Raw genomic sequence first — 18,939 nt, forward strand, 5'->3', positions numbered from 1 at the left:
GAGTACAATCCAACGGTTAAATACCGTTCGATGCAGGCATCGATCGACGGAATGTTGTTTTCTCTGGTGTTCCGGTCCCAAATTGGACATACCGTCCAGAATCGGCAACAATAAGCTATAATATCCCTTCAAAATAATAGGGGGTAGCGCGGGGGTTAGAACTACGGGGATCTTGGGGAAAGACCTTTTGGAGGACCCCCACGCCATTTCTACCTAATTTCTCCTCATTAATAACCGTTACTATTTGAGTATCGAGGTAATGCTCTTGTTTTCGGATTTATTATCACGAACGCATGCCGAATCAGCGATTCCTATCACAAATGTACAATCATTTTCCATTCTATGCTGATGAAGAATCATCGAATGAATATGGACGGAGATGCCCGAAACGGATCGGTCCGAGAACGACCGATGTCCTCATAACAGATCGGAAGATACGCGCATCTGTCTGTCAAACATCGCTGGTAGGTCCATGATATCGGATGAAAGGGTTCAATTGGTCATCGCGACTGAGGATGATTCGGTTCAATTGAGTCAGATCCAGAAGGCGGCCTTTGACGAAGAGGCACGCCTTTTCCATCGGTCAGAGGCGTGCGGGCCTGAGGGATACGACACGGTGTCCGGTCAGATAGCTCTGATGCAGCGCACCCACTTTTACAAGATCATGAGCGACGGCGCTATGGTCGGAGGTGTGGCGGTCATCGATTCGGACAGGATATGCAGACTTGTGAGGATATTCATGGATCCACAGAATCAGGGAAAGGGAATAGGACATGCCGCCTTCAGATCGCTGATGGAACGCTACCCAACTGCGCTCAAATGGGAGCTGGATATGCCTTCTTGGTCATCCAGGAGCCACCAGTTCTACCAATCTCTGGGCTTCATCAAGGTAGGAGCCACGGACGAGGGCGGACGGGGATTCCCGCTCTTACTGTTCGAAATGAAAGTCTGATCGAAAGGATCTCCTTCTGTAACTAGGCTCACTTGGACCCATAAGCCCGAAAGTGTTTCCACGAATCGTCGAACGGGCCGTTTCCATCATAGATGCTCATGTCGGTACGGCCATGGATGTCACGGTCCTCGCCCACCGGACAGACCTTTATGCATATCCCGCAGGGCGATATGCCACGCTTTCCCAGACTGGCATTGTGCTCTGTGCATCTTGCCTTGTCTATGGTCCGTGCCGGATAATCCAGCGGCTCTATGGCCCGGACTGGGCAATGATCGACGCACCGCATGCAGTGCACGCAGAGCGTTTCCTGCATCATGGTGCTTGGCCGGAGCTCCGCATCGGTGAGCACTGAGGCGAAGCGAACCCTCGGACCATAGCGCTCTGTCAGCAACGTATTGTTCACGCCGAAGGTTCCCATTCCGGCGAGAAAAGCGGCGTGGCGATGGGAGAAAGCGGCGATAGGCCTTTCCCTGAGGATGTCTAGACTGGTATAGCCATCACGAGTTATCCCGACAGCCGAGTAGCCTTCACTCTCGAGAAATAAGGAGATCCTGTATGCGTATTGATCCAACAAGGCATTTATCGTCTTGTACAGCTCATGATAATTGACGGAAGGTGTGGTCTCGAGGACCGGCAGTGTGACGGGCAGACCTATCACAATTACCGTCTTCGTTCCCGGTACCACATTCTGAGGATAGAACTCGGACGGCATCCACGGTCTGAATGGTGGATCTTCCCAGCGGCCGCTGGATGCAAAACCGATCAGTGGAATGCCCATCGATTTCGCCAGTAGTTCGACCTTGGATCTCATCGAATCGTTCATTGTTCCACGACTGCGCAAGCTATCCCGCTTCCACGTAAAAAAGGAATCTTATTACCCTTCGACCTTCCAGCCGCCTTTAGGGACCTCTATCTCGAATCTGACACCCTTCCCCTCCGCCCCGTTCTCCGTGATGGTCAGACCGGTTATCCCAAGTATCTCACGTGCAGCGTAAAGTCCAAGACCAGTATTGCTGCCGAACCCCATCTTGAATATCTTGTCCTTATCCTCTTGGCCGATCCCTATGCCATCGTCGCGATAGACGATTACCTTGTTGTTTCCCCGGTCCTCCACATCCACCCAGATATTGTTGACGTTGCCTCCATGCCGCTGGGAGTTCTCCATGAGGTTGAAGAACATCCTCTCCAGCATGGGATCGGAGTATATCCTGAGCCCCATTGTTTGGAAATGATATGAAATGGTCTGCGATGCCATGGCCACCCGGGCATTCTCCAATACGTCCTCCAGTCGCTGCCATTCAGGTGCCTTCACACCCAGATTCTGGTATTCCTTAGCGAACTCGATACCGTGTTGGATCGTCGTGGTGGAGGCGATTATCTTATCGACTATACGATTCAGCTCTTCATCGTCTTGGCGTTTGGATGCGATCAGCTCTCCATACCCATGGATCACCAGCAATTGGTTCATGATGTCATGGCGGGTGATGCTGGACATCAGATGGAGTTTGGAATTGGCGGTCTTGAGCTCCCTCTGGTTCTTCCTTTCCTCGGTCACGTCCTTTAACAGGATGAGGGTACCCGATCGTTCCTCCCCGTGATTCACTATATTCGTGATGTGTATATCGACGATCCGGTCACCGAAGGCACCCGGAAAGGTCATTTCCTTTTTCGCCACTCCAGCATCGAGCATTTCGTGTATGTCCGGGACCACGTCCGCAAGCATCTTGCCGCTGATGGCCTTGGACTCCAGATTGAGCATGTCCTCCACCGCCGGATTGGAGTACACTATCTGTCCCTTATTGTCCAACACCAGCGTGCCGTCCTGGATCGTCTGGATCACCGAATCGAGGACCAGCGGGGTCATGTCCAGGAGCTCGTAGCGGAATGAACCGTAGAACAACACCAGGATCGTACCTAGGAACCCGGTGTCCAGAGTGAAGCTCATCGGAAACTCCTCAGAGAAGGTGATGCCCATGAACAGGCCCAGCATCGGAAATGCCACCGCCCCGAGGACCACCATCACCTGTTTGCGGTGATACCGGCTCCTGCTGAAGAGACCCTGGGCCACAAGCGTAAAGGCCGAGACCATGATGAATACGAAGAACACGACCAGCAGCCAGAATCCGATACCGTAGGCGTAGGTGAGGCCGCTCATCTCTCCAAAGAACTGCTGACTGCCCAGGTCGGCGTAGAACGCGTGGGTGGTATCGTTCGTCCAAAGCAGGGCCAGCAGCACGGCTGGTATCAGGAACAGGAGGAACATCCTTTTCCGATCGAGGATGTCGTCCCGGCCCAGGTAGGAGACCACGAATATCAGGAACAGCGAAGGAAGGATGATGAACACGGACATCTCCAGGAGGTTCCATGCCGCCATTGTCCCCTTGTCCGAGGACAGGAGCTCGCCCAGGTAACCTACCGTGAATATGGCGATGGCCACCATCAGGGAAATGAACGGAGCCCTGATGGGCAACGTCCGGGAGGTCCACTCCAATGCCACGAGCGTCATCGCTACGGTGACGGTGATCCATACCGGTAAGGTAAGGGCAAAGGCGAGGTCCACGTCGGATTTGAGGTTTTACCTGCTATAATAATTGAATGTGGATTCTCTCACCATGTGGAAAAAATGAATCTCTACCGGACACGCCAACCCCCGTCGGGAACGGTGAGCAAGAATCTTGCGCCATTTCCTGTCTGACCCTGCTCTTCGATGGAGATGTCGGTAATTGCCAGTATCTGCCTGGACATGAGGAGGCCGATGCCGGAATCGACCCGACCGTCCTGGAATATGCTAGCCTTGCGGTCAATAGAGATACCGACCCCATCGTCCTCATAGATGATGTGCAGGTCTGAACCGCAGGGCTCGGACCAGATCGATATCCTCTGGACCTTCTGACCGTGCTTGGCCGAGTTATGGATGAGATTGTGGAAGACCTTTTCCAGCATCCGATCCGCGAATATCTCCACCTTCCCTACCTGGACATTCACCTGGGAAGGAGCCGTGGGGCCGAGGCTCTTAGCCCGTGCAAGGACCAGTTCCAGGTTCTGCCATTCCGGTTCCTTCACCCCCAGGTCCTGATATTCCCTTGTGAACAGCACCTGCTTCTCTATGGAGGCAGCTGAAGCCACCATCGTGTGGACGAATCTGCTGACATCTGTCTGTCTGACGTCCCCCATCCCTATCAGGTCTCCATAGCCCCGTATGACCGAGAGTTGGTTCAGGATGTCATGGCGGGTGATGCTGGAAAGCAGCATGAGCTTGGAGTTGGCGGTCCTGAGAGCATCGGAGGTCTTCCTCTCCTCGGTGACATCCCTCAAGACCAGCATTCTGCCGATGACGGTGCCGGAGCTGTTCCTGATGGTCGAGGCCCTGACGTCATAGTTTTGTCTTTCGGTACCTATCCTATGTACCAACTCCTCCGGCTTTCCATCCTCCAGGGTCACCAGGAGATCGGACAGAAACGGCAAAGCTTCGGATATCGGCTTCCCCAGGCTTTCTTTGGGATCGCTGACGATCATCTTTTGGGCCTGCGGATTCAAAAAGATTATTCTCCCCTTGATGTCAAGGACCACTGTGCAGTCCTGAATGTTGGATATTATGGTGTCGAAGGCAAGAGGATTGATATCGAACATCTCGAGACGGAAAGAGCAGATGAACACGATTATGCTGGTAAGCATGAAACCGATGATCAGGATGTAGCTCGTGGGCATATGGATCGATTCTGTGAGGCCGACCATTATTGCTGCGGTGGGGATCAATCCCGAAAGGACGACGCCGAGTATCTGGTAACGTTGGGTCCTGCACGTGGTTCCCAACGATTTCAGGCACAGGGCGATCGCGGCGATGACCAGGATCACCACGTAGACGATGTGGATCCAAAACCAGGGACCGTAGGAGACGGACATCACCGATGCCTCGCCCCATTTGACCGAAGAAATGCTGGTATAGATCAGATGGTGCAAGTCGTTGGTCCAAAGAAATATCAATGTGGCGACCGGGATGAGGGAGAGGAGGATCGCCTTTCGAAGATCGAGCCACTTCTCCATACCGACATAGTCGATGATCAGAACCAAGTACAGAGGGGCCGCGAAGACCACATATAAATATTCAACGTTATTCCAGAAGATCATTTCCTCAATTTTCTGGCTTGACATTTCCAGGGTGAACGCCGTGGTGGCCAAGATCAAGCCCGCCATTGAAAGGATGAAGGGCCATTTGATGGGAAGGGCGCTCTTGGAGGCAGAATAGGCCAGGAAGAACGCTATCATCACCGTTGCTATAAGAGGCAAAGTGAAGATGAATCCGAGCGCCATCGCATTGAAAATCGCGCTGACGGGCATATAGCTTGATTCCCGTGGTTATTGGCCCTGATATTCAGGAATGACGAACGCAGTTCGCCGGTTCAATCTCGCGGCTCCCAGGTCGGGTCCTGCCAATCGTTGCCGGTCCGCTCTCGGCACTCGGCGATGATGGCATTGACCTGCTTGTCCCGCCGGACCTCCTGGGCGATATCGGTGATAAGCTCGTTTGTGTAATGTCGATGGCAGGAGGGGCAGAGCGTCTTCAGGTTTCCCGGGTGATCCGAACCGCCCCGGGAACGGGGAATGATGTGGTGGACCTCGAGCGATTCGTACCGCATGCCCCCCTTGCCATGCCTGAGGGTAGGATCAAAGACCTTCATCCGGCCCCGCTCGAAATTGACTCCGCAATCTTGACAGATGTACTTGTCCCGGCGCAGCACGGAGGACTTGATCCTAGGCCAAAGGACCCGCCGGACCAGGTCGGTGGTATCCTCGCCGTAGGGCAACTGAGTCGTGCCATTAAGATAGAACTTGCGCAGGCCGGGAAGCTCTGCCCGCATCTGTTTGAGTGTCATCTTCGTCGAGGCCCAAGCATCGCAGATCATCCTGGAGTTGGAATCGGGCCGATGTCTGTGCCCACAATGAGGGCATAGGACCATGGTCATCTTGGCGGATCTTGCTGGACCACCGGAACGAAAAGGACATACGGAAGCCAATTCCGGACCGCAGAGGATAGGCCTGCTCTCATCGACGCCTTGAAAGACCAGTGAAGGTATCGAGTTCTCCGGGTCGGCCATGCGTTTGGTCTTCATCAGGCAGTAGCTGCTCTCAGCGCCGGTAAGGCGGAAATGGCAGACGGTTTCGGATCGTTCCATCCTTTCATCTCCGAAGATGGCGGGGGGGATAATAACATTTTTCTCGGAATGAGTCGATGGATGCCAACGATTATCTACCCTCTAATTCCCTTGTCAAGGCGACGAGATGGCGATGAGGGACTGGGACTGGCAATTGTATCCGGAAGCGGAGAGCATGGTTTTCGGATTGGTCAGGTCATTCCTTGACGGGAACACGTATGCTAACATGATCCGGGGTGAGATCGAGAACACCAGTTCGACCCGGTTCATCGATTGGGTGGACAGCATGGAGATTCCAGATACGATCGTGAGCGGACAGGATCTCCAGCGGATCGGTTATATCAAGGATTCGAAGGCCTCCGCGGATGGGGCCGTCTTCAATCATCCTGGAGCGTTCTTTCCGATCATCCTGCGCGCCGACGGAACAAGACGCCTTTCGATCTGCGTTGATGATCTGGACCGATTCCTTTTGATGGGTCACCTTACCAACAAAGAGGTCAATGGACAAAGGAACGCCCCCTTCCGAACCGTAGAATTGAATCGGGAAGGCGACAACACATTCTGCGGGGTGGAACGACATGGAGGCAGGACATACGATGTCGTTCCGGGGACCGACCTTGAGGAATACGGATCGGCGCTGAAAGTTCTCCTGGACCGGAAGCGGGAGTATGATGATGATGAGCTTGGCATCGAGGACTTTGTGGCGAATATGGCAACCCTCGGGGACGGCCTGGAAAAACCCCGTCTGGCGGATGCATTCTTCCGGTCCGAAAGGACATACTGGCAATCCAAGAACCGTGCGGGAGCCGTGCAGTTCAAACGCCAGGAATCGATGGGTCTGGGGTGGGGCAACCACGACCATCATACGTTCCGCTGCTCGAGAGAGAATTTCGGTAATGCCGTTGAGATCTTCGAGAGCATGGGGATGACCCGCCGGGAACGGTTCTTCGCCGGAGCTGAGGCCGGGTGGGGGGCGCAGGTCATGGAACAACCAGAATCGGGCATGGTGGTCTTCGCAGACGTGGATCTAGGGCCTGATGAAGGCAATGAGGATTTCGTCAACCAAGGATTGGAGCCGCTGGAAAGGATCGGCACGGTCGGGTTGTGGGTAGGGTTGCATGGCGAAAGCCTGCTGTCCTCGGGGATGCATCATCTGGCAGTGGGATCGGATTTCCCGATGATGCGCGAGGACCTAAGGAAACGGAATGTCCCCTCCATGGCCCCGTTCTCGAATTTCGAATTCCTCAAGCAATCATTTACCGAGCCGGAGCACTGGATGCCCATGAAAGCACGTGTCGAGCATCTTCTAAAGGAGGGGCTCATCACCGAAAATCAGGCGGGTAAGTTCAAGGAACAGGGTACTGTGGGAAGCCATATGGAGATCATCCAAAGGGACCAGGGCTTCAAAGGTTTCAACCAGAGCTCGGTGAGCGCCATTATCCGTTTGACAGACCCACTGAAGCGGAACGGGACCGGGGCGTAAAGGACTATGAACGACGGTGTTCTTTCCATCAAAGGAAAAGTGATATCGGACGAGAGGCAGCTGGAGAGGTTTGCCAGCGATCTAAGTCATTATTATATCAGACCTCGACTGGTCGCTATCCCGTTGGATGAGCACGATATTACGGTAGCGATGGAATACGCGGTCGGCAATGGAATGCCGATCACACCGCGAGGAGGGGGATCGAACCTATCTGGCTCTGCCGTTGGTGAAGGATTGGTCATTCTGACCCGAGAAATGGACCGTCTGATAGGAAGGGAGGACCGGGTGTACTCATGCCAACCTGGCACGATATTCAATCAGCTGGACAAGCTTGCCAGAACGGAAGGATCGTTCATCCCTTATGACCCTAGCTCCCGGGCATTCTGCACCATCGGAGGAAACGTAGGTACCAGAGCTAGCGGTATCCGTTCCCTGAAATATGGGAGCGTCGACACTTGCCTGGAATCGATCCGGTTCGTCAATCCGGTGTTCGGTGTGATCGATACCGCCAAAGAACTCCCGCCCGAGCTGAAGCAGGCGCTCGAGAACCTTGCCGCCCGTTTCCGAGAGGACGAAGAAATGCTCCTTTTGCTGGAGACCCGGGCCGGCCTAAAATCCAGCAGCGGATACAACCTGGGCGCTTTCCTGGAGGAAAAGACAGTGAACCGGATGGCCGCCCACCTTATGGTAGGTTCGGTGGGGACGCTCGCTGTCTTCACCGAGGTGCGGCTGAGATTGAGGCCCCTAAACAAGGACAGGGTCCTTTATCTGGTGTTCTTCGACTCGTTGCCAGAAGCGATCCGCAAGATGCTTCCTGCCAGAGAATTCGGCCCTTCGGCCTTCGAACTGCTCGATTCGTTCGGGGTCAAGAACCTGGCCACCCTTATCCAGGCGCCGGCCGAAGCGAAGGCGGTGATAATGCTCGAATTCGACGAGGGGTTGAACGAGGCAGGGGCGAAGATGTCCGCCCTGCTCAAAGAAGCCGGGCGCAAGAGCATGATGTTCAAGGACCAAACGCTGATCGAAAAGATATGGGCGGTTCGGGAGAGCAACCTCCTGCGGATAAAGCATGAACTGGAACGGCCAGAGCTGAAATTCCTCTCGTTCATCGATGACCTGGCGGTTCCGCCGGACCGGCTCCCGGCGCTGATCGAGAGACTGAACGCGATCTTCCGAGAGGAGGGTGTGCAGGTGATCATGTATGGCCATGTTGGCGAGGGAAACCTGCATGTCAGGCCTTACATCCACAAAGAGGACTGGGAAGAGGTCACTAAACGCCTGGCCGATAAATGCTTCCGAGCCGTGCTGGATAATGACGGCACGATCACTGGTGAGCATGGAATGGGCCGAAACCGGTCCAGGTACCTCTGCGATGAGTGGGGCGAGAATGCCTGTGAATATTTCCGTGAGATCAAACAGATATTCGATCCGCAGGGGATAATGAACCCGGGCGTGGTGTTCACGGATCGATATCTCACCGATCATCTGCTATTCTGACGACCCTTGGAACATCGGATGGTGCGCCGAATTTTCAAAACCCGATATTGAGAGGCGTAACTAATTAACCCCTCATACCTTCGAAAGAATGCGGAGCAATATAGTATTGCCGATTTCTAACCTGATCAATAGCCGTGCCAAGATCATATTCTTGACACTGATAGTCGCCGGGGTATCGGTGATGATATCGGCAATGGCCATGGCGTTCACCATCGAAACGAACGAATCGATGGGCCTGTACGTCGTGGAATCGACGATTCTCAGCGTAGGCATGGTGATGCTCTGCATGGGCATGATCCTGATGAGGAGCGGGGAAAAGATATTCGGGACAAGTATCAGCGATGCGGAGAAGCAGAGGATGCATGACGAGATGCACGATCTGGTCATGTCCGAGATGCGCCTTTCCCCAAAGGACCTGGAGATCCAGAGATCCGTGAAGGAATCGAATGACGAGCTCTTCAAGTGAGTCTCGACCGATCGTCGTTCCTTTGATGCTGTAGTGAAAATTTTCAATTCCTCCCAACGAGGATGTCCAGACCAGCAAGGTGCGAGCTCAGTTCATCTGACGGCGTGCCGATCTTTTCCAGGATCTCTTTGGGATCGCTGTTTCTCAGGAAGAAATACAGCGTAGAATCGATGATCTTCACCGTGCTGATGCTGACATCGAAGTCGAACAGGGGAGGGTTTATCTGTTTCCTTATCTGGTATTTCGTTATCGTGTTCAGGAAGTTGCTCATGTCGCTGGGCCGGACATCCTCCGGCCGGTGATGGATCCGGACGATCGCCTGCTGGATGTCCGCTCTCTTGAACCCGTCCATTATCTTATCGAAATCTGTACTCAGTAACACGATCAGAAAGTAGAACGGTATGTAAAGCGGGATCCGGTCGCTCGTCCTCCGGGAGGATTCTGCAAACGATTCCAGCGCCCTCAGGTGCCGAGAGGAATAATCATCAAGCTTCTTCCTGATTGCATCCGCCAGGTGGCATTCGAGTATCCTAACCTTCTGCGGAGAAGATTCAGTGACCCCGGCGCAAAGACACGAACGGTTGCACAGCTCTTGGAGCACCCCGATGCTATCGAAGGAAGAATCGATGATCTTGTTCTCCACCTCGGAGAAATCAACGTTCAGGATGTTTGACCCTTTCTCTATGACCCGATGGAAATCATGGTCATCCCAGGGTTCGACCGCGACCTCGACCACCCGGTCCTGAAGGTCCCCGTTGAACTGGATCAACCGGTTACGTTCGCGCCATATGCCGAGGATGACGAACCGTATGCCCAGCTCCTGAAAGATACGGAGGTCATAAGCCAGTTTTTCCTGAACCTCTTGGCCAAGATAATGGAAGTTCTCCAGGACGATATATTTGTTGAAATTGATCTCATTCAACAGCTCTGCCACGTCCGCGGCCAGGTTCAAATTATACTCGATAGTCCGAAATTCCTGGGTTTTGGACCTTTCTCCCCCTTTGGTGGCCTCGACTCCACCACCCAGGTCGGCGATGATAGGGATCTTCACTTTTGTCGAGACCTTGGAACTCACCGTGCCGGAATCGGTCGTTTGCTCCGATGATTCGGTCATGATTTGAACACCGCTATGTCGTAGTATGGAGGCATAGACATCCTTCTTTTCGGTGTCTGGCGCGCATTGGTACACCAATTGGGATTCGGGTCTGAGCTGCTTGTTCAACAACGATGTCTTACCTTGTTTTGACGAGCCATACACGATGATCTGTTTTCTTGATTCCAGCGCTGCCCGGAAAGATCCGTCCACCTCTTCCCGCTCGATGTATGACTCGACTAGCCCGCTCGAGACTCCGAACACATTTTGAGTTTTGCTCATTTTCCCCACGATGATATCATAGAATTGAGAGGCCTTTTAATGATTATGAACGCCGTTCCGAATGTACTATACCCTCTTTATCCAGGGAACTACCCCCTGGCCACCTGCCACCGCCCTACCGTTGCAGGCGAATTCGCGCCAGTTCCACATAGGACCCGGAATGCCAAAGACAATGTCCTCCACATTACACTTAACCTTGCCAGTCGAATCGACATAGACAAAGCTTTTTAAATGGAGGCGTAATGGCAGCGGTATGATTATTCGGGCCGATTCGATTTCACGCGCCTTCAACGCTAAGGAAGTGCTACGTTCGGCCACCTTACAGATCAATGAGGGCGACCGGGTCGGGCTCGTGGGAAGGAATGGGGCTGGCAAGACCACGCTTTTAAAGATCCTCATGGGAGAGCTCAAGCCAGACACAGGAGAGATCTCCATACGGGCGAGGAAGATCTGCTATCTGTCGCAGTTCGCTCAGGAAGGCGGCCCGGACAAGGTGGAAGACCTCTTGAACAGCACCTCCACCTCGACCCAACAGGAAAAAAGGATGGCCGAGCTGGAAAGGATGATGGTCGAAGGCCCGGAGAGTGGCGGCATGGACTGGGATTCGCTCATGGAAGAGTACAACTCCCTCCATGAGGAGATGGCCAAGTCCAGCTCAAAGGGGAACGGTTCAAAAACCAAGGAAGCTCTGGAGTCGGTCGGCCTGGACCATATGACCGACGGTCTAATGTCGGAAATGAGCGGGGGGGAACGAACCAAGGCCCGCATCGCGCAGATCCTCATGCAGGCAGGGGACGCGGACCTGATCGTGCTGGATGAACCGACCAGCCATCTGGACATCGACACCGTGGAATGGTTGGAGGAGTATCTCATGAACATCGGCTCGGGGCTCCTGATCGTGTCCCACGATCGATATTTCATGGACCGGGTCGCCAACCAGATCGTCGAACTCGAAGGGGGGGTCACGAATCAGTATTCCGGCAACTATTCCCAGTTCGTGGAAAAGAAGGAACTGGAATATGAACGGCTCAAAATTGCGGCCGAGAAGTATAGTACGGAAAAGGACCGCCTGGAGAAGATGGCGGAGCAACAGCATGCCAAGCTATGGTACAAGTCCACCCATAAGGTCACACTCAAGCGCATAGACCGGATGGACAAAGTGGAACCTCCTCGGGAGGACCGAGACATCAAAATGAAGATCGACAGTGCCAGCCGGGGCGGGAGGGAGGCCATCAGGGCCAAGAACGTAACGGTGGAACTGGGCGGGAGGAAGATAATCGACTCGCTGGACCTGGACATAGAGGTGGGCGACAAGGTCGGCATAATCGGCCCCAACGGCTGTGGAAAGACAACATTGATCAGGGCCGTGATGGGAGAGATCGGCCATTCGGGTGAACTTTGGGTCGCTCCGGGGGCCAAGATAGGTTACTTTGCCCAAGGTCATGATCACCTCAACCCGGATATCAGCGCAGAGCAACAACTGCTGTTGGACCTCGGTCCGGACGAGAAGCTTAGAGCCAGGAGCCTGCTCGCCAGGCAGATGATAACCGGTTATGACGCCAACCGGCCGATCAGGACATTATCGGGAGGGGAGAGGGCAAAGGTGGCGTTGGCCTCCCTCATCGCGGAACGGCGGAACCTGCTGGTATTGGATGAGCCCACGAACTATCTGGACATCCCCTCCAAGAACGCGGTCGAATCGGCCTTGGCAGAATATTCTGGGACCATGGTGGTCGTGACCCATGACCGTTACTTCCTGGATGCGGTGTGCAATAAGATCTGCGAGATAAGGGACGGGAAGGCCAAGGTGTTCCCAGGAACTTATACAGAGATGAAGGGATCGAAGACCTTCCACGAGGTCGTGATGGAGGAGGCGGCATTCTACAAGGTCGTGTCATCTTTCACCGAATGGACCTCTAAAAGGACGTTCAAACCAGGGGACAAGGTATCGGTGGCACCGAGCGAGATGCCCCTATTCAAATGGGCCTTCGACAATGGTAAATTGAAGAAGATTCAGGGGTCGGAGAAGAAGAAAGTTCAGTTGTGAGAACAGTCTCCCTCCGGGGTATATTTATTATTTGGTACTGCTATTAATCATATTGAAGGCCGAAAATCGCAGACCCATTCATGAATCTCAGAACTCGGAAATTAAGACTATACGCTTAAAATATCTTGAATTAATTAATTTAACCGAAGGACCGAGTCACCTTCAGGTCAGGAATAATATTGTTCGATGTGCTGGTCGTAGATGATGAAGAGGGCATTCTCGAGGCGACCAAAGATTACCTTGACCTGAATGGCACTTTCAGGATCGACACAGCGACTTCGGCCAAAGAGGGGCTGAAGCTCATCGCCAAGAAACAATATGACGTCATTGTCTCCGATTATCAGATGGATGAAATGAACGGCATAGAGTTCCTCAAGGTCCTGAGGAAGGCGGGGGACCGGGTGCCATTCATATTGTTCACCGGGCATAGCCATAGGGAGGTCGCGTTCGAAGCGCTCAACTGCGGGGCCAACTTCCTCGTGATCAAGGGCGGGGAGGAGGACGAGACCAGCTTGGCCGAGCTGGTCATGGCAGTCAAAGCGATGACAGAACGTCGCATGGAAGAGATCGCCCTCAAGCGCAGCCTGGAGCGCTTCAAGCGCATCTACGGCGAACTGCCAGTGGGCATCGAGATCTTCGATAAGGATGGAGTGCTTTCGGACCTGAACGATGCTGCGCTGGTGATCTTAGGCGTATCGGACCCGAACCAAATGAAGGGACTGAACATATTCCGGGACCTGGAGCTCTCTGATGAGGCGAAACGCCGGATCAGACGTGGAGAGTCGGTCATTCACACCTCGACCATCGATCTGGACCTATTGAAGAGGGCCCATGGGGTACAATCTGACCGTTCTGGAATGGTGTACGTGGAACGCATGATAACGCCATTGGCAGGTGTTGGGGCCTCGAACGACGGGTTCTTCATGCAGATCCGGGAGATCACCGAGAAGATGCACGAGGAGGCCCAATTGCGGTATCAGGCCTACCTCATGCAGAGCGTGCGGGATGCCATCATCGCCACCGACAGCGACCACGTCATTAACTCATGGAACGCGGCGGCAGAGCGCCTGTATGGATGGAAATCCGATGAAGTTCTGGGCAAGAGCGCAAAGGATATCCTGCGCACCCATAGCGCTGCTGAATCTTCTGAGGAAACGTTCAGAAGGCTGGAGTCCAACAGCAGCATGGTCGGTGAAGTGAGACAGATACGCAAGGATGGCGTGGAGATCGATATGGAAATGACGGCGATCGCCCTCAAGAACCGAAATGACCGAGTTACCGGTTATGTCGGAGTGTTCAGGGACATCGCCGAGAGGATCAAATCACGCAATGACCGGGAGCGGTCGTTCTCATTGCTCAAGGCCACATTGGAATCGACCGCCGATGGGATCCTGGTGATCGACAATGAAGGAAGGATGACCGCCCACAACGACAAGTACCTGGAGATGTGGGGCATCCAATCCGAGGGGTTGGCTGAGGCCAAGGAAAGGGATATGCTTGGCATTCTGGTGAGACAGGTGCGGGACCCGATAGGCTTCACCTCGGTGATCGATCATCTGAAGCAACAGAACAATCATATCAGCCATGACGACGTCGAATTGCTCGATGGTCGCATCTTTGAACGATATTCCAGACCGCAGAAATTGGGCGAAAATGTTGTCGGAAGGGTCTGGAGCTTTCGTGACGTCACCAAGAGAAGACGGGCAGAGGAGAGACTGAGGGATTCAGAAGAGATGCTCCGTTCGATTTTGAACTACTCACCGGATGCCATCAACCTCATCGATATGGATGGGACGATAGTCGAATGCAACCCGAAGGCGATCGAGCTGACCGGCCTGACCCGCAAGGACGAGATCATCGGCCATAACATCCTCGAGGCCATCTCGCCGGACGAACGGGAATGCATGATGGAGAACATCAAGGAGCTCATAGCCGCGGGCAACACAAATCGTCTAGAGTATACCTTGGTGAAATCCAACGGAGAGCCCTATTTCGCTGAAGTAACCTCGTGGGCGGTCAAGGACAAGATGGGAGACCCTGCTCTTCTGGTCTCGATGACCAAGGACATAACCGACCGGAAGATGGCGGAGGAAGAACTGAAGAAGAGCCAAGATAGGCTTCTTGCTGCCCAACGCATCGCCCACTTTGGATATTGGGAATATGACATGGAAACCAATAAGCTGTACCTGTCCGACGAGGTCTACGAGATCCTCGGATATCAACCTCAATGCTTTGAGGCCACACTCTCCAAGTTCATCCAACATGTCCATCCTGAGGAAAGGGAGTTGGTGAAGAATGTCTTCGAGGAATCGGCCAGGGCGATCAGCGATGTCGAATCCGAGTTCCGCGCGTTGAAGGCGGATGGCACTGAGATATGGTTATATGACCGGTCGAAGCCGGTCCTGGGCTCCTATGGGAAGCCCAAGATGCTCATCGGGACTCTGGCCGATATCACCGAGCGCAAGCGCATCGAATCTAATATCCAGCTGTCGAACCGGAAGCTTAACCTTCTGGGAGCGGTCACCCGTCATGACGTCCTGAACATGCTTACAGTGCTCATGGGCAACATCGAACTGGCATCCACCATAGTTACGGACGAGAAGACCAAGAAGTACCTCAATCGCTCGAAGGATGCGGCCTTGGTGATACAGAAACAGATGGAATACACCCGTTCATACGAAAAACTAGGTTCGAAAGGGTCCGATTGGATCAACGTCAGCAAGGTCCTGAGGTTCAACATGCCCCACCTGAACCTGAACGGTACGAGGGTGAAGATAGAAACCGGAGGCCTGGAACTCTACGCGGATAACATGCTCGACAAGGCGCTGAGCAACCTCATGGAAAATTCGGTGAGGCATGGGTTGAAGGTCAAGAACATCACCATCCGATACCAGGAGGACGGCTGCGACCTGAAACTCTACGTCGAGGATGACGGGGTAGGCATCGCTGAAGAAGAGAAGGAGATGATATTCCGGCGCGGTTATGGGAAGCATATCGGTCTCGGCCTGAACCTGACCCGAGAGATCCTGGGAATAACCGGTATGACCATCCGGGAAACCGGAAGGCCGGGAGAAGGGGCTTGCTTTGAGATCAGCGTCCCGAATGGCAAGTTCCGCTTCCGGGTGTCCGAAATGGCCGAGGCGTCCACCGAGCTTATGGAAAGGTCCAGTGGGGTGTCCGGCTCCGAACATAACGCCTAAGGCAACGCGGCCGTCCCGGCGATCCGCAATTTCCCGCCCTCAAGCTGGGTTAGCACCACCCTGGCACCAGGCGGATGGATCAGGCCCTTTTCCAATGAAAGCGTCAACACCGGTTTCTTCCAATCATTCCCATTGTCCACACCTACCACCCGGGCCGGCAGGAACTGCATCCAATGGCAAACATGGAGGACCGTGCCTTCCTTGATGGACGATGGCCAGTACTTGACCAGGTCAGCCTTCACCTTCAACGTTGTCTCAACCTTGATGGCCTCATCATTGGTAAGGACGTAGCCCCTGTCCAGCTCATCTGCCTCGACCCCTTTCAGGGCAAGGCCCACCCGATCGCCCCGGTAGGCCACATCAAAATCGTCGTCATGCTTCTGGATCGATCGCACCAGTGCCGACTTGGCAGTCGGGAGGACCTTGAGCGTCTCATGCTTCTTGATCCCGCCGCTGGCGACGTAACCGAGGATGACCGTTCCGACCCCTTTGACATTGAAGTGGTGATCGATCGGGATGACCCCGACCTTGCTAGGAGCAGCATCAGGCTGCATCTTGGCCGCCATGTCGAGCAGCATCTCCCTGATCTCCACCGGGTTGTTCTCGATGTACCGGTACTTCTCCAGCCTGGTCCCCTTGATGAAAGGCGCGATCTTGTCGGCGGTAAGGTAGTTACGCAGAATGAAGAAACCTTGTTCGATCCCGGCACAATCAAGCATGAGGATGCATTCACCCAGTTGAGCGTTTATCTCGTCTACCACGACCAGCGCCAGGTTGGCCATCGAAACGGAATAGAAAAGGGAGTTGATCCTCTCCGGATATTTCGTCGGTTCGATCAGAGTGACCGTGTCCTGGTCCTTCTTTATGTCATAAAGAGTGATATCGGTGGAAGTCCCCTTCTTGGCCAGGTCCTTGGCGTAATCTATCGGCCCGATCATAGCGACATTGAGATTTCCCATGCCGGCGAATATGGAAGATGAGTTTAATGGTTTTTGCCCATTATCGATGTTGGCTAGGACGAAGTAGATGGTTGAACCGAGGCCCTAGCGAATCTCGCTATATGGCATCGGGACAGTCGATTTTATGACCGGTAATGACCATTGTTCCCATTGGCGGTGCTTTATCCTGTTGGAAGAGGTCGATCTGGGCAAGAAGCTGGATGACAAGGAGTTCTCCAAGCAGATGGAAAGGCTTACTCCAGAGATCGGCGAGATGCAACGCTTGGCCCGGTATGCCAAGAAACCGATCGTGGTGGTCTTCGAGGGTTGGGATACGAATTGCATGAGCAAGGTCATCAACGATTATATCAGATGTCTGGACCCTCGCGGTTTTGACCTGTATCCGATCGGTAACCCCACTGAGGAAGAGTCGGCAAGGCCTTTCATGTGGCGTTTTTTTATCAAGACCCCAGAGAAGGGCAGGATTGCCATCTTCGACCGGTCATGGTATTCGAGGACGCTCGAGGAGAGGGTTCCAGAAAAGAAGGAAGATAAGGTCCCCCCCAGGGCGCTGGAGGAGATCAATGATTTCGAGCGCCAGCTTGCGGCCGATCACTGCACCATGATCAAGTTCTTCCTTCAGATGAGCAAGAAGGAACACCATAAACGTCTAGAAAAGGCAGAGAAAGGGAACGGCAGGCGCTGCCTGTTGGTCCAGGATGGATTGGTCCATCACAAGGAATATGAGAAGTATCTACCTATGGTAGAGGATGTCCTGGAAAGGACGGACAGGCCGAACGCATCTTGGACGATAATTGAGGCAGAGGATGACAACTATGCCCTGGTGAGGGTCATCGAGGCGAGTATAGCCACGATCAAGGCCACCCTCGAAAAGAAGAATGGAAACGGTTGGGCGCCTATGCCGGATGAGACCAGATATCCATTTGGAACGACCACTCTGAAGAACCTTGACCTTTCCGTCTCGATCGATCCTACCGAGTACAAGGAACAGCTGAACAAGATGCAGCAAAAGCTGGGAGATCTCCAATGCCGGATCTTCAAGCAGAAGATACCTTTGATCATTGCGCTGGAAGGATGGGATGCGGCCGGAAAGGGGGGCGACATCCTGAGACTCACGGACAACCTTGATCCGAGAGGATACCGAGTGGTGCCCATCTCCGCCCCGAACGACCTCGAGCTCAGCCATCATTACCTGTGGCGCTTCTATTCCAAATTTCCCGAGGCCGGGCATGTGGCCATATTTGACCGGACCTGGTATGGACGGGTGCTCGTGGAAAGGGTGGAGAACATCACTCAGCCTTCGGACTGGAGGCGGGCCTATACGGAGATAAACGAAACCGAGGAGATGTTGGCCGATGGCGGTTCCGTGCTGGTGAAGATGTGGCTGCAGATTGACAAGGTAACTCAACTTAAGCGCTTCCAGGAGCGCGAGTCCGATGAGATGAAGAAATGGAAGATCACCCCGGACGATTGGAGGAACAGGGAGAAGTGGGACCAATACGAGCTCGCGGTGGAAGAGATGCTGATGAGGACCTCGACCAGGAAAGCCCCGTGGACGGTCGTAGAATCGAACGACAAATATTATTCAAGGATCAAAGTCCTCCGGACGGTCATCGAGGCGGTCGAGAAGAGACTGGACTAAACCGGGGCAAGCATATCTCTCGTTCTGTAAATGGTAGCTAGATCTACATCGTGACAAACGATAATGATAGGACGATTCCGATCATATGCGGGTCGAATGCCGCGACTAATGATCCGCTAAGGACCGCAAGTATATCATAGGAGGGCGTGTTGGTGGGACATGGCG

13 protein-coding genes are annotated in these 18,939 nt (G+C 53.8%); 7 read left to right on the forward strand and 6 right to left on the reverse strand.

Annotated elements, in window-relative coordinates:
* Positions 1 to 529 precede the first annotated feature (529 nt).
* Entirely contained in the window at positions 530 to 952 is a 423-nt protein-coding gene (locus VGK23_08995; protein HEY3420674.1) for a GNAT family N-acetyltransferase, read from the forward strand.
* Between the two features lie 28 nt (positions 953 to 980).
* On the opposite strand, the gene VGK23_09000 is transcribed toward VGK23_08995, so the two are convergent.
* The 4 genes from VGK23_09000 to VGK23_09015 all read right to left on the reverse strand — a co-directional run bounded on the left by VGK23_09000 (position 981) and on the right by VGK23_09015 (position 6,126).
* Positions 981 to 1,763 (reverse strand): 4Fe-4S dicluster domain-containing protein, encoded by a 783-nt coding sequence (locus tag VGK23_09000; GenBank protein HEY3420675.1) that lies wholly within the window; start codon positions 1,761 to 1,763, stop codon positions 981 to 983.
* A 63-nt stretch (positions 1,764 to 1,826) separates the two neighbouring features.
* Positions 1,827 to 3,512: a histidine kinase N-terminal 7TM domain-containing protein gene (locus tag VGK23_09005; protein ID HEY3420676.1), complete on the reverse strand. Its 1,686-nt coding sequence runs from the start codon at positions 3,510 to 3,512 to the stop codon at positions 1,827 to 1,829.
* Positions 3,513 to 3,583: 71 nt separating this feature from the next.
* Positions 3,584 to 5,263, reverse strand: a complete 1,680-nt coding sequence (locus tag VGK23_09010; protein ID HEY3420677.1) for a histidine kinase N-terminal 7TM domain-containing protein — start codon at positions 5,261 to 5,263, stop codon at positions 3,584 to 3,586.
* Between the two features lie 89 nt (positions 5,264 to 5,352).
* Complete coding sequence (locus VGK23_09015; protein ID HEY3420678.1) at positions 5,353 to 6,126, reverse strand: HNH endonuclease; 774 nt, start codon at positions 6,124 to 6,126, stop codon at positions 5,353 to 5,355.
* A 106-nt stretch (positions 6,127 to 6,232) separates the two neighbouring features.
* Between VGK23_09015 and VGK23_09020 the strand changes: the two genes are divergently transcribed.
* The 3 genes from VGK23_09020 (at position 6,233) to VGK23_09030 (ending at position 9,551) form a co-directional block, all read left to right on the forward strand.
* Positions 6,233 to 7,588, forward strand: a complete 1,356-nt coding sequence (locus VGK23_09020; protein ID HEY3420679.1) for a hypothetical protein — start codon at positions 6,233 to 6,235, stop codon at positions 7,586 to 7,588.
* A gap of 6 nt (positions 7,589 to 7,594) precedes the next feature.
* Entirely contained in the window at positions 7,595 to 9,085 is a 1,491-nt protein-coding gene (locus VGK23_09025; GenBank protein ID HEY3420680.1) for an FAD-binding oxidoreductase, read from the forward strand.
* 106 nt (positions 9,086 to 9,191) lie between these two features.
* On the forward strand, positions 9,192 to 9,551 hold the full coding sequence (locus tag VGK23_09030) for a hypothetical protein (GenBank protein ID HEY3420681.1): 360 nt from the start codon (positions 9,192 to 9,194) through the stop codon (positions 9,549 to 9,551).
* A gap of 43 nt (positions 9,552 to 9,594) precedes the next feature.
* Here the strand turns inward: VGK23_09030 and VGK23_09035 are convergent, their stop codons facing one another.
* Complete coding sequence (locus VGK23_09035; GenBank protein HEY3420682.1) at positions 9,595 to 10,926, reverse strand: hypothetical protein; 1,332 nt, start codon at positions 10,924 to 10,926, stop codon at positions 9,595 to 9,597.
* Positions 10,927 to 11,179: 253 nt separating this feature from the next.
* Between VGK23_09035 and VGK23_09040 the strand changes: the two genes are divergently transcribed.
* Positions 11,180 to 12,973 (forward strand): ABC-F family ATP-binding cassette domain-containing protein, encoded by a 1,794-nt coding sequence (locus tag VGK23_09040; protein ID HEY3420683.1) that lies wholly within the window; start codon positions 11,180 to 11,182, stop codon positions 12,971 to 12,973.
* Positions 12,974 to 13,161: 188 nt separating this feature from the next.
* Positions 13,162 to 16,173: a PAS domain S-box protein gene (locus VGK23_09045; protein ID HEY3420684.1), complete on the forward strand. Its 3,012-nt coding sequence runs from the start codon at positions 13,162 to 13,164 to the stop codon at positions 16,171 to 16,173.
* Here the strand turns inward: VGK23_09045 and VGK23_09050 are convergent.
* Entirely contained in the window at positions 16,170 to 17,132 is a 963-nt protein-coding gene (locus VGK23_09050) for an EF-Tu/IF-2/RF-3 family GTPase (protein HEY3420685.1), read from the reverse strand. The two genes, VGK23_09045 and VGK23_09050, sit on opposite strands and share 4 nt — an antisense overlap.
* Positions 17,133 to 17,301: 169 nt before the next feature.
* Between VGK23_09050 and pap the strand changes: the two genes are divergently transcribed.
* Positions 17,302 to 18,774: a polyphosphate:AMP phosphotransferase gene (gene pap / locus VGK23_09055; GenBank protein ID HEY3420686.1), complete on the forward strand. Its 1,473-nt coding sequence runs from the start codon at positions 17,302 to 17,304 to the stop codon at positions 18,772 to 18,774.
* Positions 18,775 to 18,939 lie beyond the last annotated feature (165 nt).

The sequence above is a fragment of the Methanomassiliicoccales archaeon genome, assembly GCA_036504055.1.
Classification (GTDB): domain Archaea; phylum Thermoplasmatota; class Thermoplasmata; order Methanomassiliicoccales; family UBA472; genus DASXVU01.

Coding starts and splice junctions, on each gene's coding strand:
- VGK23_09040 (HEY3420683.1), top strand. CDS start 11,180: ATGATTATTCGGGCCGATTCGATTTCACGCGCCTTCAACGCTAAGGAA.
- VGK23_09035 (HEY3420682.1), bottom strand. CDS start 10,926: ATGAGCAAAACTCAAAATGTGTTCGGAGTCTCGAGCGGGCTAGTCGAG.
- VGK23_09020 (HEY3420679.1), top strand. CDS start 6,233: ATGGCGATGAGGGACTGGGACTGGCAATTGTATCCGGAAGCGGAGAGC.
- VGK23_09010 (HEY3420677.1), bottom strand. CDS start 5,263: ATGGCGCTCGGATTCATCTTCACTTTGCCTCTTATAGCAACGGTGATG.
- VGK23_09015 (HEY3420678.1), bottom strand. CDS start 6,126: ATGGAACGATCCGAAACCGTCTGCCATTTCCGCCTTACCGGCGCTGAG.
- VGK23_09025 (HEY3420680.1), top strand. CDS start 7,595: ATGAACGACGGTGTTCTTTCCATCAAAGGAAAAGTGATATCGGACGAG.
- VGK23_09000 (HEY3420675.1), bottom strand. CDS start 1,763: ATGAGATCCAAGGTCGAACTACTGGCGAAATCGATGGGCATTCCACTG.
- VGK23_09050 (HEY3420685.1), bottom strand. CDS start 17,132: ATGGGAAATCTCAATGTCGCTATGATCGGGCCGATAGATTACGCCAAG.